Origin of the sequence: Tumidithrix helvetica PCC 7403 (assembly GCF_965232925.1) — a bacterium.
Classification (GTDB): Bacteria; Cyanobacteriota; Cyanobacteriia; order Pseudanabaenales; family Pseudanabaenaceae; genus Tumidithrix; species Tumidithrix helvetica.
On sequence record NZ_CBDDRA010000023.1, the window covers coordinates 16,477 to 32,555 of the forward strand.

A 16,079-nucleotide genomic window follows, 5' to 3' on the forward strand; every position below is an offset into this window, starting at 1 on the left:
CAACAATCCAAACTAAAACAAAACATAAGCATCCTACGATCGCCAAGCTAATTAGCCCCCCTAAAGTTTCTAGCACCCACTGCCAAACCTTTGCTTGCCCCAGTACCCTACCTTGAGCAATTCCCATCCCGATAAATCCTTGCGATCGAGGCTGCGGTTTGAATCATAAGCTGCAATAATTAGAGCAAAATAAAACATTTCGTTAAGGTAATTAAATATGGATATTGATTTAAGACCAGTACTAGTCTTAGGCCCAATTGTTCTAGTAATTGGCTGGGCAGCTTTTAACATCGGCAAGGCTGTAATCAGTGGTGAAGCTTCCCTATTTGGTAGTAGAGGCAACAACCCATTTAAGTAATTGGGCAAATAATTCAATGAGCCAAAGGCTGTGGTTAGCATTGCGTTAGTCCTCAGCCTTTTTGTTTTAGCTATTTTCTCGTCAGCGATCGCGCATACCAGAATATTTCTAAAATCCAGCCAACCGATCGATACCCCTAAGGGCGATTTGGTAGATCGCGCGTAACTCGTAGTATGAGTAGCGATCGCAATTCCTAGCAAACTTGATATCAAGCAATTTGAAGCTCAGGCTTAAGAATGATGGATGGCGAGTGAGATGCTAGATTTATGATCGAGATTCTGAGTTGCTTCAGAGACATTTGTAAACATTCTTTCAGAGTTAAGGTAGCTGTTTATGGCAGTTGGTGAATATAAGCCCGGGTTAGAAGGAGTTCCTGCTACTCAGTCCAACATCAGTTACGTAGATGGACTAACGGGGCTACTGGAATATCGGGGTATCCGAATTGAAGACCTATGTAAGTACAGTAGTTTTCTAGAGACAAGCTACCTGCTCGTATTTGGAGAATTACCTAAAGCACTGCAGCTCAAAGAGTTTGAACATGAAGTCGTGCATCGGCGGCGGATCAAATATCGCATCCGAGATATGATCAAGTGCTTCCCAGACAACGCCCATCCCATGGATGCGCTTCAGACCTGCGTGTCTGCTTTGGGGATGTTTTACCCCCTCGAAGACTTGCATGATGCCGAATATATCTATCAAGCCGCGATTCGGTTATTAGCCAAAGTCCCCACAATGGTGGCAGCATTTCACATGATGCGGCAGGGTAACGATCCAGTCATGCCCAAAGATGGTTTGGGTTATGCCGCCAACTTTCTGTATATGCTCAACGAGAAAGTGCCCGATCCGCTGGCTGCCCATGTATTTGATGTTTGTCTTACCTTACATGCCGAGCATACGGTCAATGCCTCAACCTTTTCGGCTTTGGTGACAGCCTCCACGCTCACAGATCCCTACACGGTTTTAAGCTCGGCGATCGGTACGCTTGCAGGACCTCTGCATGGTGGGGCAAATGAAGAAGTCATGAAGATGCTCGAAGAAATCGGCAGCATTGAGAATGTTAAGCCCTTCCTAGAACGCAAAATTGAGCGCAAGGAAAAAATCATGGGCTTTGGGCATCGCGTCTATAAAGTTAAAGATCCCCGCGCTCCGATTTTGCAAGATCTAGCCCACAAGTTATTCGATCAGTTTGGTCACGATCGCTACTATGACATCGCCCTAGAACTAGAAAAACAGGCTACCGAAAAACTCTCTGCCAAAGGTATTTACCCAAATGTCGATTTTTACTCGGGCTTGGTTTACAAGAAACTAGGTATTCCTTTGGACTTATTTACGCCGATTTTTGCGATCGCCCGCGTACCAGGTTGGTTAGCCCACTGGAAAGAACAGCTTGCGGATAACCGCCTTTTCCGTCCAACTCAGGTTTACACGGGGTTGCACGATATTACTTACACGCCGATTGAAGCAAGGGAACCCACATAAGTTAAAATACCTATTCGGTATCCTCTCACTATTCCCAAGATCCGAGTCTGCTAAAATCAGGTCAGATTTTGTTCGATCTGTTACTCTTTAGTCCCAAAACGGGAAATTTGATTATCCCATCACAGCCATGATGCAATCTGAAACAATCCGCCAACGCGCTTCTATTCTGGGTGTACAAGTTATTAGTAAAGCGACCGCCACGAGGTTAGGTATTGTTACGCAAATTTGGCTGGATGTCGATCAGCGCAGAGTAATGGGACTAAGCGTAGCTGAGCGGTTTATTCCGGGCACACCGATCGGTATTGGTGACACCTTTTACATGACCCTCGATCGCATTTCACTGTTGGGGCCCGATGCCATCCTCGTCGATGATGAATCGGTCTTAGAAGACATTCTCGTGACCGAGAAATATACCAACCTGATCGGGAATGAAGTGGTCACAGAATCGGGCGAGTTGCTGGGTAAAGTCAGAGATTTTAAGTTTGACCCTGAGACTGGCGATCTGGTCTATCTCATTTTGGCTTCCCTCGGTAGCCCCTTGATTCCGTCCGCCGTGATCAGCACCTACGAGCTTGATGTCAATGAGATTATTGCCGTCGGCCGCGATCGCATCATTGTCACCGAGGGCATGGAAGATCGGATGACGCAGCTTTCTAAAGGGATCTTAGAGCGACTAGGTTTAGGCAAGCCTCCTTGGGAAGACGAGTTTGAGGATGAGTACAACATGCCTCCTGCCACCTTTAACAACTTGCGCGATAACGCCTTGTCTTCGGGCAAGCGATCGAATAGTTCCTATAGCGATCGACAACCAGAGCAGCGTCCAGTCTATCGTCGCGAAGAAGCATGGGAAGAAGAGGATAACTGGTCAGAAGAACGCGTACCCGTCTCACCACCTCCACGCCGTCAAGCTAGAGCCGAGCCTAGACCCGAGTCCAGACCCGAGCCTAAACCTGTTAGACCAGTCACACCTCCACCTCTGGATGATGATTACGATGACTATGATGACTTTGAGGATGGCTATCCTAAAGCCAAGGGCTATCGCGAAGAAACCAGGCAGCAAATTAAAGATGCTTGGGGCACGGATAAGCCAAAGCAAGTAATCCCCGAAGAAGAGTTTGAAGAACTATAAAACTGTTTCGGGAAACCCTACAGAGTAATCGTGCCGAAAAGTCTTAAACTATCTACAGTTAAAGCGTTACAGTCGTAATTATTGATTTCGATGTGTAACATTTAGCAGCGATCGCAGCAAGATAGTGAAGGTAGAGGCATGGTTTTTAATTGGTTTCGGCGCAAATTTGACGATGAAAAGCAGTCTGAAGCGCAGTCTGTAGAAGAGCAAAAAGCTGAAAGTCAAGCAGAGGCAGAACCTGTCGCACCTCCAGCCGAAACCACAGCTACTTCTACGCCTCAGTCTCAAGATTTACTCAATTGGGCAAAAGCTGCCTACGTCAATATTCAAAAGCAACAGGCTGAGGTCGTTCAACCTGAAGTTACCGAATCAACACCTGCGACATCACCAACGACTGAGCTAGTCACCGAACAGCCACCCGAACCGCTGACAGAGTCGGCGGAACCAGTTGCAACAGAGCCAATTGCAGAAACTATTTCAGAACCTGTTTCAGAGCCCGTATCAGAACCTATTTCAGAGCCGATCGCCGAAGCAGCGACCCCAGACATCTCTGTTGAAGCAGAAGCAGAGTTGCCCACAGAAACGATCTCTGCCGATCCTGTTGCCGAGCCTATTACAGAACCTGTTGTAGAGCCTTCTAGCGAATTCATCCCAGATGCAGTTCCTGAAACGACTCCTGAGCTAGTAACCGCTCCCCCAGTGGAAGCAAGTCTTGAGTCCGAACCTGAAGCGATCTTAGTAACCGATCGCAGCCAAGATACGCCGTCAGCGGTCGAACCCATCGCCGAAACCGTTGAAATCATTGATGCAGGGATTCCAGAAACTATCCCCGAGCCTGCTGCTGAAAGTATTCCTGAAACTGCTGTTGAAGCCGTTATAACTCCGACTGTTGAGGAACCTGTTGTTACGGACGCACCTATCGTCGAACCAACACCTGAACCAATTGCAGAACCAGTTATAGAAACTGTTGCAGAGCCTGTTGCCGCCGAGTCAGTTCCAGAAAATTTGCCTGAATCCTCGACCTTCGATCCCAACGAGGAACCAACCGTACCTTTACCATTTTGGATGCAATCTGAGTCCGATCGCCTTGCCAGAATTGCGGCATTGGAGGCAAATGCGATCGTCGAACCAGAACCCGAAACTCCTCAGCCCGTGGTTGTAGCCCAGACCCAACCACAGGTTCAAATCACTTACGAACCCCAACTCCCCTTCGATGAGAGTTTTCTGTGGTCGGCAGAGGTTCTAGCCTCTCAGGGACGGCGACCCGAAGATATTTCGGCAGAGGAAATCACATGGTTAAAGCGCTTGCGTCAAGGCTTAGATAAGACGCGGTTAACGCTGGTAAATCAACTTAAAGCCTTAGTAGGAAAAGGGCCTCTCGGTGCTGATGATGTTGATGAGATTGAGGCTTTATTGCTGCAAGCCGATGTGGGCGTACAGGCAACCGACAAAATTGTCCAAGCCCTGCAAACCAAACTCAGAGATGAAGTCTTACCACCAGAAGCCGCGATCGCCTTCTTAAAGCAAATTTTGCGAGAAATGCTGGATGCACCGCTGTTGGTCGAGAAAAAAGGGGCTAACAAGAAACCACCGGTTGCCAATCTAGTCCCCGAAAAAAATCAACTAAATATCTGGTTGATTACGGGCGTTAATGGAGCTGGCAAAACTACTACGATCGGCAAACTTGCCCATATTGCTAACAAATCTGGATATAAAACTTTAATTGCTGCCGCCGACACATTTAGGGCAGCAGCCGTACAGCAGGTTCAGGCTTGGGGCGATCGCTCGCAGGTCGAGGTGATCGCCAATACGGGTAAAAATACCGATCCCGCCGCCGTGGTGTTTGATGCTATCATAGCGGCGCAAGCGCGTGGCTCGGAACTGTTGCTAATTGACACGGCTGGAAGACTCCAAAACAAAAACAATTTAATGGAGGAACTCAGCAAAATTAGACGCATTGTTGATAAAAAAGCGCCTGAGGCAACCATTGAGTCTTTATTGGTTTTAGATGCCACGTTAGGGCAAAACGGCTTACGCCAAGCTGAGGTCTTTTCTAAATCTGCGGGTATTAGCGGTATCGTGCTAACCAAATTAGATGGAACAGCCAAAGGCGGTGTAGCGATCGCGGTCGTACAACAACTCGGACTCCCCATTCGCTTTATTGGTGCAGGCGAGGGGATCGAAGACTTAAGACCCTTCTCTAGTTATGAGTTTGTTGAGGCACTCTTGAGCAACTAGATTAAATCTCCCCCCGATGGGTTGACACTTCGATCTAAGTAAATCCTTAGTAAATCTCTCAACCCATATGAATACTGAATACATAGATATTTATCAGCTTTTGACTGCAAGTTACGCTAAACTATTTGACTAAATTTGCTGAATTACTTTCGAGAATTTTTTTTATTTCTAGCATTTTTGCCCTAGACTGTTGCCTAAGATTTTCGCCCAAGATTTTTGCCACAGTATGTCTTTATCACTGCCACCTAGAAAATCGTCTCCACCCAAAAAAGTCTCTAGAACTGAACTAGATGACTCGCTTGTGTTGGTGAAAGATCTAAAAGAAATCTTACGGCGGTCCAATCAAGATCGTGAAAAAATCTCTGAGCTATTGAGCTTCTTGGGCTATGCCCTCCGCAGTCTGAGTAACCTCAACCAGTTTTTAGAATTAATCCCCCTAATTGCCTGTCGGGTAACTGACTCCGATGGTGGGGCGCTGATTTTATTTAAATCAAGCGGACAGATGAGCCTAGAGTCTTTGCACTGCCCCGATAATGGTGCCCATGGCATGCAATCTCAACAGGTGCGGTATGCGATCGAACGGGCAATCCAGCAAGTATTCTCAGGTTCGACGACAGCTTTAGATGAATTAGTCAGTCGCTACTTAGGGGCAGATGTCCATCTATTCGGGACATCGATCCTAGTCAAAAATGCCGTGCGCGGTCGCCTGTACATCTTTAGCCGCAAGACTGATTATCCTTGGGATGATACCAAGCGCAAGTTGATGCGCCTAGTTGCCGATCAAACGGCAGTGGGTCTAGAAAATAACGAATTAGCCGCAGAATTAATCAAAAAAGAACGCCAAGATCGAGAGCTAGAGATCGGTGCAGAGATTCAACGGCAACTCTTACCTCGCAACTGCCCAGTGATTCAAGGGATAGAAATTGCGGCGCGTTGTCTGACGGCAAGCCGTGTCGGAGGCGACTACTACGACTTCATTCCCATTCAAAAAGGCGAACGTTGGAGTTTTGTCGTTGGGGATGTCATGGGGAAAGGTGTGCCTGCGGGTCTCATCATGACCATGACCAGAGGAATGCTGCGGGCTGAAGTGCTGAATAGTCATTCCCCCAGTAAAATTCTCGAACATCTAAATGAGGTTATGTACGATGACCTAGAGAAATCTCATCGTTTCGTGACCATGTTCTACTCGGAATACGATCCCAAAACACAGATTTTATCCTTTAGCAATGCGGCGCATACCCCTGCGTTGCTGTGGCGATCGCAAACCCGCACAGTCCATGCTTTAGATACAGTTGGGGCGCTGATCGGTCTAGAGGTCGGCTCCAAGTTTGAAGAGCGTAGCGTCCATCTACAGCCCAATGATGTTGTGATCTACTACACCGATGGCTTTACCGAAGCCGCCAATGATAAAGGCGATCGCTTTGACGAAGAAAATCTACGACAGGCTTTAGATTATGCTTGTCAACATTGCATTCCCGAGTCCTCAGAAATTAACCATCCTCAGGCAATACTTGACTACATTTTCAAACAGGTGCAAGATTTTATCGGAGAAGGTCATAGTCATAGCGACGATATGACTTTGGTCGTCCTAAAATGCCAAAATAAGCAAGTCTCAGCTTAAGTACAATCTAAGTCCCCTTCCAACTCCCGCCAAATTTAAAAGTGAACTCTGTGGTCTTAAATTATGATTGATATTCTCTCTTCCCTAATTGGTTCTGTTGATGTTAGCAGTTTTGATGTCAATCTTTTTAACTTCAATCTGCTAGATTTTAATGTTTTCGATACAGATTGGACAACCTTAGCCCAACAGTTTAACCAAGATGTTTTAGGTGATATGGGCAAAGGCTGGAATGGTTTCGTCAAGTCTGGGCAAATTTGGGCACTTTTGATCGGGTTAATCGCTGGCTATCTATTTAGAAGCATTACGGCTGGATAGCATTTACATGAGCTGTTTTGCCAACATCGCGATCGCAGCTTCGGCAGTTGCCAGATTGACCGCGATCGCAACATTGTATAGTTCGCAAACACGTAAAAGCGCCAAAATATCTGGTTCGTGCGGCTGAGCGTAGAGCGGATCGATAAAAAAGAAAACAGCAATGATATTGCCTGTAACAACTTGCGCTGCAATTTGGGCATCACCGCCCAATGGTCCTGATAACACGCATTCCACAGGTAAGTCTGTCGCGTCTTGAATGCGCTGTCCAGTTGTTCCTGTAGCAATCAGATGGAATCGAGCAAACACATCTTGATGCTCTTTGACAAACTGAACGATGCTATCTTTTTTGCGATCGTGAGCGATTAAGGCAAGGGTTTTCATGTTGGCAATGAGCGTTATTTCAAGCTTTCGAGCAGGGCTGAGTATAGACTAAAAAACTTAGCTTCTTCTAGAACTGTGGTGTTATTCCATGTGGCTGAGACACAATAGGTTTTTCCACTTTTGGCTTTAAGCCATGTGGTTAGATTGAGAACACCCATATCAGATCCGCCTTTAAATGCAATGCGCTCCCAGTCTTTCGGATTTGCGACACCAGGGTTAATCGACATTAACGGCAGGTCTGCAACATCTTCGATCAAATTGCAGAGTTCTCTATTGGTCAGAAACCATTCTGCTTCTAACTCGATACTAGGTATTAATGAAAGTTCCTCAGCTTTTGGGAGTGGAAGCTTGGCTAGCTCCATCAATAGGCTCCTTCGTTCTGCCTCACTGCTAGAATGATAGCGTTTTAATAACTCTGAATTTTGGGAACTCTTGAGTACAAAGAATTCTCTCAAAGTTAAAAGAGGACGATTTCTGGTGGCGATCGCTTCGATTGTCTCTCTCCCAACCAGATCGATCAGCATATCGGTAGCTGTGTTATCGCTTTGGGAAATCATCAAACTTGCCACGCTTTGAATCGTTAGCTGAGATCCCTCTGGCCAAGTTTGCAAAATTCCTGTGGGGAGTACTTTGTGTTTGGCTTTAAGCGAGATCGCCTCGCTCCAAGTTCGCTTGCCTGATGCAATCTGAGCTTTAAGTGCCTTTAACACCGCTAGTTTAAAAGCCGAACCCACAGCAAGGGGAGTGTCTTCATCGATCGTAATGCGTGGAGAGGTTTCTTCCATGACCAAAAGCCCGACTTGACCTGGTAAATCTTTAAAGCCTTTCACAACATCCTTGACATCGTTAATGCTTGGATTGCCAAAATACAAACCAGAAATTTGCCCGCGATCGTTCAGCGCAATTGTGACGGGAAGTGTGCCGCGCTCGCCAATTACCACATAGTTTTCCCCTGATTCTTTGACTTGTTTGTAAGTGCCTAGGAGGGGTTTGAGACTGGCAATTATCGCCTCAATTTGGTCTGTTGAGACCTGTGCCAAAAACTCGGCGGCAAACCAATTCTTTTGAAGTTTAGTTGTAAAGAGTCTTTCAATGACGGCTTTAGGAGTTAACGGTCTGATAAAACTTGTAGGTTTGTCTGTGGGTCTATTTGTGGGTTTGGTCTCAGCGATGACATTCGCGTCGGAACGAATCCTGAAAGAAATCGCGCTTTGCGATGTTTGAGAAAGCTTTGCCGCAAAATCTGCTGGACTTTTGATGACTTCCAGCGAAGGGGCGTTCAGCAAGGTAAGCAAGAATAGTTTAAATAGCATCACTCACACATCTCCCTCTAAATTCGCAAGAATTGGTTAAACCTAATTACTGAATTTACTACCTTACTGGGTGATTTAAACGCGATCGCTTCTCTCAAAAATAACTTTTCAGTAACCTTCTGTACAGATAGCTTGAAGTAACCTTACCTAACTAAACATAGCTTGAGATTTTGGCTGCCTTTTCAAATCAAATTTCTTTGCGAACAACTTTACAAATCTAAAGACTTAGATTAACAAATGTTGCGCTTACATCACAATTTAGCGGTTTAGAACTTAGCAGATGCCTTACCCCTCAATGTCTCTACTAAGCTAAATAAGCTGTACTCTCCGTCTTGATTAAGTTTTGGTAATTAATGATTCGTTGCTAAAAGTTGCATTACAAACAACTAAAGTTGCTTACTGTGTGGGTATTTCACCTATATAACAGGAAGACTTATAAATAACGTCTACATGCTACATATAACTTTTATATAAATTTTATATAACTGATGGAATAACTTTGCCTAGCCGAAAACTAAATGCAGATATGTTACGGTTAGCCTACACAGTTTATTGACATAACCTTTAGAGTTCTGTTTTAAGAAATCATCAATTCTCATCATTGTTTTGGTTAGCTCCAAATAAATCGTGAAATCGGAAGCCCCATTTTTCTGTAGCGAAACGTCATGAAAAATGAAACTTAATGAAACTTTCGGAGTTCTCAAACAGTCTCTTCAGTATCGATAGTATTCTCTCTTAGTTCATTACCCCTCTAATAAAACTATGAAATTATCTAAGGCTATTGCTGGAATATTTGGCATTGCGTCGGTTTTGGGTATTGCTAGCTCAGCCCAAGCTGCTTCCATTACAGGTATCACTGGCTTTCAGACTTTTGGCGATCAAATGACTGGAATGCAAGTCAAAGTAACCTATACTGACAATTCAACTAGTTCGGCAGTATGGGCGGCAACAGGTGCTGGATCAGGGGGAGCATCCACAAGCGACTGGTCTCTATCTCAAACAGGAGATACCTTTGGTGGAGATTGGACGTTTATCAACACCGGATCCAAGACTATATCTTCTTTGTTCATTAATGCGATTACTGGCTCGACAGTTTTTGATCAAACTGACCCATCTCCAGGTACACCAGACTCAGCACAAGGTATAACTTTCGCTGCCGCCATCGGTTTTTTAGCACCTGATTTCGTTGAGTATGGCGATATTGTTAATGTCAATGGCAATCCTGCTGTCGGCGATATCTATGGCAATCTAACACTTACCTGGAGAAACGGTTTCGCCACAAATCAAAGGTTGGTTTTTGACGCAGATACCGATACTGTAGCGAGACCGGTACCAGTTCCTGGTCTTGCTGTTGGAGCGATCCTTGCAGCAGGGGTATTCAGTGGTGCTGAAATCAAGAGACGTAAAGCTCAGGCCAAGCAAGCTCAGGCTTAATTTAGAGTTTGAGAAGGCAATAAATATAAAAACCTAAAAGAGAGGGACAATATACTATTGTCCCTTTTTGTTTTGACCGATGGCTAACTACTGCAATGCTTGCCAAGGATATCAAATCTTGTTGACTTTCAAGCCTCAACCTTACACCTGATAGAAATTTGGGCAATCATCCATAACTTTCCATTAAACTTAAGCTATTACAAGCATTCCCAAAACTTGGCTCAAGCTTGACGAAATGAATGAAACATTGAATACCGATCGCTTATTATCTTGCCTACAAAAGTCCAAGCGCAGCCTTTGGGCAATTACATGTGGATTGGCTAGCAGTTTTGCGTTTCCCCTGTGTGCTTTCGCGCAGCCCGTATCGGATGGCACAACTGGAACGCAAGTTACCCCCAACCTTATAATTAATGGAATTCCTAGCGATCGCATTGATGGGGGCACGCAACGCGGAAACAACCTTTTTCAAAGTTTTACGAGGTTCGATGTCGCCAATAATCGCGGTGTATATTTTAGCAACCCTGCGGGTATCACCAGTATATTCGCGCGGGTGACAGGGGGGACAAATTCAAATATTCTCGGTCGATTGGGAGTTCTGGGTAGTGCAAATTTATTTCTGCTCAACCCCAAAGGTATTATTTTGTCACCGAATGCGAGTTTGGATGTTACTGGCTCTCTTGTGCTGACATCAGCCGATCGCATCTACTTTGTAGATACTACGACCTTTAGTGCGGTCAATCCTGAGCCTGCATCTTTACTGACTTCTAGCATCCCGATCGGTTTGGGCTTTGGTAATAACGCTGGAAACGTTCAATCTAATGCCTTAGAAAGCCAATTTGCTGCTCCACTAGCGATCGTTCCCAAAAATGGCGGTGATTTTTTAGTTAGCAATGGTTTGTTGACGGCACCTAGCGGAAAAATCCAGCAAGGTAATGGGAATAGTTCAGTGGGTATTATTCTGCAAGCTCCTGGTACAGCAGGCAGCAACAATTCGATTTTTTTGAATGGGCTAGGGGCGGGTGGCTTACGTCTTTTTTTTAGCGGTCAATTTGCGTTGCTCTTTGGTGCATCAAATGCTGAAGGTGGATTCGGAGCCACAACCATTACCAATCTGATTAGCAATATCCTTGTATTTCGAGAAGCAGAATATTTGGATTTAGCAGACTATCTTAAATTTGCATTATTATTAGGTAATTATCGGGAAAATAACATTCTTATTACCAATAGTTGTTTGGCAAAGCGCAATGCTGCCCAAGGCAGTTTTGTCGTTACTGGAGCGGGTGGTTTACCCTATAATCCTTACAATCGATTTGTGGGCGAGTATCATGTAACATCAATCCAAGACTTGCCGCATATCCAAGTCAAGCCCTTGCTAACACCAGGCGCTGACCAGCGATCGCCTTCATCTAGCTGGCAATGGCAGGTAGGCGATCCGATAGTCGAAATGCGGGGGGTAACCAAGACCGCAAGTGGGCAGATCGTGCCTGTCATAACATATGCCGATGCAACTGCGTTGGGATGCCTGCCAGATCGAGGTCGCCAGCCATAAGTTAACTATCGAGCAGAATTCGCATTCTGTGACGAATTTACTCAGTTTCAGTAATATTTACAGTCCCAATCGTGTATTTGGGTAACAGGCTTTTTTAAATCTATGAAGTTGGATAAGTTATGGCTCTTGTTCTTTGCCGCTCAAATAAGCTTCGCAACCGCAGTTAGCGCTCAGAACATCCCTCCAAACTCTCCTGCGATCGCCCAAGAAGTGACTGTAACTGTTCGCAAGATTGAAATACTGGGCAGTACGGTCTTTTCCGAGCAGGAATTACAGCAAGAAGTTGCTTCTTTTTTAGGCAAGTTATCCACCACACAAGACTTATTGGCAATTCGTGCTGCCATTACCGATCTCTATACACGCAACGGCTATCTAACTTCGGGAGCATTTCTACCCGTACAAAACCAAGATTTTACGAAGGGGATCGTTCGCGTTCAAGTCGTAGAGGGTGAACTGGAACGTATTGATATTGTAGGCTTGTCCCGTTTACAGGAGGATTACGCGCGATCGCGTCTTACGCAAGTGGGATCGCGACCAGTTAATATCCGCAGCCTCGAATCAAGTTTGCAACTCTTACAAATCAATCCCTTATTTAGTTCTGTAAAAGCTGAACTAAAAGCAGGAAGTAGTGTCGGTCGCAATGTTTTGACCGTGCAACTGACAGAAGCGAATCCTTGGATCGGCTCGCTGACACTTGCCAATATTGAGTCTCCTAGCGTGGGGGATACGGGGCTATATGGTACTGTGGCTACCCGCAATCTCACTGGTTTTGGCGATCTTTTGAGAATCGATCTAGGAGGTACGGAAGGCACGCGCAGATATGGCGTGCGCTATGAATTACCCATAACTGATCAGTCCGATTTGTTACTGCGTTATGACTGGGATTCGAGTCGAATTATCGAACCGCCTTTCTCATCGATCGGAATTAATAGCCGATCGCAAACTGCTTCCATCGGTTATCGCCATTTCCTGTTTCGCGATCCCAACAGCGAACTTTCTTTAGGTCTGACGCTTGACCTAAGGGAAAGCCAAACATTTTTACTCGATGATATTCCCTTCTCTTTTTCAGTTGGTCCTGAAAATGGACGTTCGGCGGTGAGTGTTTTGCGCGTTAGCCAAGCCTGGTCAGAACGTACGACCAATCGAGTGTTGGACGCGCGATCGCAGTTTAATTTTGGGCTTGGCATTTTTGGCGCAACGGTGAATGACTCGGGAACAGATGGCAGATTTTTTAGCTGGCAAGGACAGTTTCAGTGGGTACAAGCCCTAGGAAAGGACTTTATCTCAATCGTCCGATTGGGGACGCAACTCACCGACAATTCGCTTTTACCGCTCGAACAGTTTGGCATTGGTGGCAGTGAAACCGTGCGTGGCTACCGCCAAAATCTGGGTGTTGGCGATAGTGGAGTGCTCGGTACGGTCGAATTTCGCATACCCTTGTTACGCGATCGCGCGCTAGGCTTAGTACAAATCGCTCCGTTTTTCGATATTGGTCGGGTTTGGAGTAGCCGCAATAGCGATATTCCTCCTAGTACGCTATCCAGTGCGGGCATCGGTCTACATTGGAATCCTCACCCCAATGTGCGGGTAAAGTTAGAGTGGGCAACACCGCTAACTTCTGTCAACAACCTCGGAAGTGGAACCCAAACCCAAAGCCTTAATTTTTTGTTGCAGGTGACGGGTTTTTAGGATTTGGAGGACATAGCAACGCGATCGCCTCGGCATAGGAAACCACGGGTAAAATTTCTCCGCTACTTGTCTTCGCTAAACCTCGCACCTCCACAATCGGATCGCCTGGTTGCCATTGTCGGTTATCCTGTGGATTCTTTAAAGAGTTAGGGGGTAAGGAGCTAGGGCTTAAAGAATTAGGATTTAAAGAGTTAGGATTTGTGGAGGGTGAAAGGGAACTTGCCAAGTCGGGAATTGGCTGAATCGGTGTCACAGGATATCCCCCCACAAAACGATTGTAAGGATTATCGGGCAATCCGCCTGCCCCCGTTACGACAAAGCTGCCCTGGGTGGCATTGCGCTTTGCCAAACAACTGTTTGAGACTAGGGTATCGACCTTGACGAATTCGAGCGATGGCGAGACAAAAGCATTTTTGGAAGTTAGATCGAGGTTCGAGACAGATACAATCCCACTAATACCTAATGTAGAACTGGCTGTAATCGAACTATCAGGCGTAAAAAACAAGCCTTGTGCCCTAATAAAAATATTGCCACCTGTCCCCATAAATGCGTTCGCATTAATTTGGCTTCCTTCTACACCCACGATTAGCCCTGCATCGATTGTAATGTTGCCGCCATTTCCCGTTCCCCCCGCAGTGGCTAAAATTTGACCGCCTCGCAACAAAAGCAGATCGCGCACCTGTAAGTTAATATTTCCTCCTCGACCCAAAGCAGTTGCTGCTGTGATGCTACCGCGATCGCTGACTAAGATGGTATTTGCATTCACGCTTAAATTTCCAGCCACACCCATACCATCATTGCTAACAGAAACCCTTGCACCATTGGTTACTTCTAGTTTGGGCGTATTGATAGTTAACTCGCCAGAATTACCGACTAAAGGCAATGTCACACCAATAAGTTGCTGTAAAGATGGATCGAGCGCATTTGCTGAAGAAATAATCAAACTGGGATTGCGGGAATTCGGTACAGTACCGCTGACTAAAATTTGTTCGGAAGCATTGACCGTCAAACTGCCAGCCGAACCAACAGCAGCAGTGGAAGCATCGAGTCTACCACCATCTAAAACAGACAATAAACGCGTGTTGATGGTTACGTTGCCAGCATTGCCCAGTGTGAGCGTTGAAGCAGAAATTGCACTGGGGATAAAGAGCGTCGGGACAAACCCTTGAAGTTTGATGGAATCAGCTTGAATGTTAATATTCCCACCATTACCCGTTCCTACTGCGGTCGTCGTGAAGATTCCCCCGTTTAATATTTGAAATTGCTTTGTGGAAACACTTAAATCCCCTGACTTTCCATTCGCAAAGGATAAGGAATTCACTGTACTCGTAACAATATTATTGCCAAGCGCACTCGCACTAAAACCATCGATAGAAAAAGAATCTGATATGTTGAAACTGATATTTCCACCGTTGGCATTGCTATAGGAACGCGTAGCAATGCCTGTACCATTAGCGATCGCCAGATGTTTCGCCGAAATCAAGATAGAGCTACCTGCACCTGAGCCAAAAATTTCACTTCTAATATTTCCAGCTTCAATAGAGCCTGTGGCATTAAGGATAATATTCCCTGCGGGCAGATTGCTAAAATTTTGAGATAAAATATCTGAACCGCGCAAGTACATATTTTCTGCTTGCAACTGAATCAATCCACTGGCGTTTAGTCCTGCGGCAGATCTGGTTTCGATGTTGCCAAAACTTATGATATTACTGTAGTTAAGTGTCGTGTCTGGGTTTAAGCCAACGATTCCTCCTCGCACGCTACCTAGCTCAATTTTGCCATTAGGGGCGGTTAAAATGCCACGATCCAAAAGGATATCGCCACCAATTAGGGCAATGGTTTTTCCTGGTTGAACTTTTAATCCATCAGGAGAAGTCGCTGTATTAATTGGACTATAAATAGACTGTGTTACAAGCTGATTTCCTAAGCCTTGGACTACAATTCGACCAGGATTAGAGCCAAAACCAAGACCGACTGGAATGCTGGAAGTCAATAAAGATGAAGGCTCAGGGTTGACCGCACTAAAGGTTGTCCCATCGGCAAAATGGATGCGATCGGCTGAAGTCACAAATAGAGAGCCATTCAAATCTAAACTTGAGTTAGGTCCAAAGAGAATGCCCTGAGGATTGAGCAAAAACAGATTGGCATTTCCTAACACACCCAATCGCCCGAGGATCGTAGAAGCCGTGCCACCCGTCACGCGGGCAAAAATATTTGCGACATTGGCAGGATTGCTAAAATAAACACCCCGTCCGCCTGCCACATCAAAGCGGCTAAAGCTGTGGAAGAGATTATTCACTCTCTGAGTTCCCCCATCAATGCGATCGCTAGGAATTCCATTAATCGTGAGATTGGGTGTAACCAGCGTCCCAGTTGTGCTATCGGATACGGGCTGCGCCGAAGCGATCGATGGTTTGCATAGTAAATTTCCTACAAAACTTAAACCTAAGGCAAGCACTCCATTTGCGATCGCTTGCAAGGCTAGATTTGGATATTTACTGTGATAGGTTCGCAAAAAAATCATACTTACATTGTTCACGACATCCTGTGATGTTCGTGTCTTCCCCCCTACA

12 protein-coding genes are annotated in these 16,079 nt (G+C 45.6%); 8 read left to right on the forward strand and 4 right to left on the reverse strand.

The annotated features are described in order from the left end of the window. Nucleotides 1–69: 69 nt before the first annotated feature. Nucleotides 70–570 (reverse strand): hypothetical protein, encoded by a 501-nt coding sequence (locus tag ACP2WE_RS19170; protein WP_425217149.1) that lies wholly within the window; start codon nt 568–570, stop codon nt 70–72. Nucleotides 571–691: 121 nt separating this feature from the next. On the opposite strand from ACP2WE_RS19170, the gene ACP2WE_RS19175 reads away from it, so the two are divergent. The 5 genes from ACP2WE_RS19175 to ACP2WE_RS19195 all read left to right on the forward strand — a co-directional run bounded on the left by ACP2WE_RS19175 (nt 692) and on the right by ACP2WE_RS19195 (nt 7,140). Beyond that, a complete protein-coding gene (locus ACP2WE_RS19175) occupies nt 692–1,837 on the forward strand; it encodes a citrate synthase (RefSeq protein ID WP_425217150.1) in 1,146 nt (381 codons plus the stop codon). 127 nt (nt 1,838–1,964) lie between these two features. Beyond that, nucleotides 1,965–2,966 (forward strand): PRC-barrel domain-containing protein, encoded by a 1,002-nt coding sequence (locus ACP2WE_RS19180; protein ID WP_330484618.1) that lies wholly within the window; start codon nt 1,965–1,967, stop codon nt 2,964–2,966. 138 nt (nt 2,967–3,104) lie between these two features. Next, nucleotides 3,105–5,204, forward strand: a complete 2,100-nt coding sequence (gene ftsY / locus ACP2WE_RS19185; protein ID WP_425217151.1) for a signal recognition particle-docking protein FtsY — start codon at nt 3,105–3,107, stop codon at nt 5,202–5,204. Nucleotides 5,205–5,430: 226 nt separating this feature from the next. Next, nucleotides 5,431–6,825 carry a PP2C family protein-serine/threonine phosphatase gene (locus ACP2WE_RS19190; RefSeq protein ID WP_425217152.1) on the forward strand — a complete coding sequence of 465 codons (1,395 nt, stop codon included), beginning with the start codon at nt 5,431–5,433 and terminating at the stop codon, nt 6,823–6,825. 63 nt (nt 6,826–6,888) lie between these two features. Continuing rightward, nucleotides 6,889–7,140 carry a hypothetical protein gene (locus tag ACP2WE_RS19195; RefSeq protein ID WP_425217153.1) on the forward strand — a complete coding sequence of 84 codons (252 nt, stop codon included), beginning with the start codon at nt 6,889–6,891 and terminating at the stop codon, nt 7,138–7,140. 3 nt (nt 7,141–7,143) lie between these two features. Here ACP2WE_RS19195 and mgsA read toward each other — a convergent pair whose 3' ends face one another. Together mgsA and ACP2WE_RS19205 are read right to left on the reverse strand one after the other, a co-directional pair. Beyond that, nucleotides 7,144–7,521, reverse strand: coding sequence for a methylglyoxal synthase (mgsA, locus tag ACP2WE_RS19200; RefSeq protein WP_425217154.1), 378 nt, complete (start codon nt 7,519–7,521; stop codon nt 7,144–7,146). 14 nt (nt 7,522–7,535) lie between these two features. Next, nucleotides 7,536–8,834, reverse strand: coding sequence for a serine hydrolase (locus ACP2WE_RS19205; RefSeq protein WP_425217155.1), 1,299 nt, complete (start codon nt 8,832–8,834; stop codon nt 7,536–7,538). Between the two features lie 762 nt (nt 8,835–9,596). On the opposite strand from ACP2WE_RS19205, the gene ACP2WE_RS19210 reads away from it, so the two are divergent. The 3 genes from ACP2WE_RS19210 (at nt 9,597) to ACP2WE_RS19220 (ending at nt 13,506) form a co-directional block, all read left to right on the forward strand. Beyond that, nucleotides 9,597–10,268, forward strand: a complete 672-nt coding sequence (locus ACP2WE_RS19210) for a hypothetical protein (RefSeq protein ID WP_425217156.1) — start codon at nt 9,597–9,599, stop codon at nt 10,266–10,268. Nucleotides 10,269–10,503: 235 nt separating this feature from the next. Then, nucleotides 10,504–11,817, forward strand: coding sequence for a two-partner secretion domain-containing protein (locus ACP2WE_RS19215; protein ID WP_425217157.1), 1,314 nt, complete (start codon nt 10,504–10,506; stop codon nt 11,815–11,817). Between the two features lie 102 nt (nt 11,818–11,919). Beyond that, entirely contained in the window at nt 11,920–13,506 is a 1,587-nt protein-coding gene (locus ACP2WE_RS19220) for a ShlB/FhaC/HecB family hemolysin secretion/activation protein (RefSeq protein WP_425217158.1), read from the forward strand. On the opposite strand, the gene ACP2WE_RS19225 is transcribed toward ACP2WE_RS19220, so the two are convergent. Continuing rightward, on the reverse strand, nt 13,475–16,045 hold the full coding sequence (locus ACP2WE_RS19225; protein WP_425217159.1) for a two-partner secretion domain-containing protein: 2,571 nt from the start codon (nt 16,043–16,045) through the stop codon (nt 13,475–13,477). The genes ACP2WE_RS19220 and ACP2WE_RS19225 overlap by 32 nt on opposite strands. Nucleotides 16,046–16,079: the final 34 nt, after the last annotated feature.

Coding starts and splice junctions, on each gene's coding strand:
- ACP2WE_RS19175 (WP_425217150.1), top strand. CDS start 692: ATGGCAGTTGGTGAATATAAGCCCGGGTTAGAAGGAGTTCCTGCTACT.
- ACP2WE_RS19180 (WP_330484618.1), top strand. CDS start 1,965: ATGATGCAATCTGAAACAATCCGCCAACGCGCTTCTATTCTGGGTGTA.
- ftsY (WP_425217151.1), top strand. CDS start 3,105: ATGGTTTTTAATTGGTTTCGGCGCAAATTTGACGATGAAAAGCAGTCT.
- ACP2WE_RS19190 (WP_425217152.1), top strand. CDS start 5,431: ATGTCTTTATCACTGCCACCTAGAAAATCGTCTCCACCCAAAAAAGTC.
- ACP2WE_RS19195 (WP_425217153.1), top strand. CDS start 6,889: ATGATTGATATTCTCTCTTCCCTAATTGGTTCTGTTGATGTTAGCAGT.
- mgsA (WP_425217154.1), bottom strand. CDS start 7,521: ATGAAAACCCTTGCCTTAATCGCTCACGATCGCAAAAAAGATAGCATC.
- ACP2WE_RS19205 (WP_425217155.1), bottom strand. CDS start 8,834: ATGCTATTTAAACTATTCTTGCTTACCTTGCTGAACGCCCCTTCGCTG.
- ACP2WE_RS19210 (WP_425217156.1), top strand. CDS start 9,597: ATGAAATTATCTAAGGCTATTGCTGGAATATTTGGCATTGCGTCGGTT.
- ACP2WE_RS19215 (WP_425217157.1), top strand. CDS start 10,504: ATGAATGAAACATTGAATACCGATCGCTTATTATCTTGCCTACAAAAG.
- ACP2WE_RS19220 (WP_425217158.1), top strand. CDS start 11,920: ATGAAGTTGGATAAGTTATGGCTCTTGTTCTTTGCCGCTCAAATAAGC.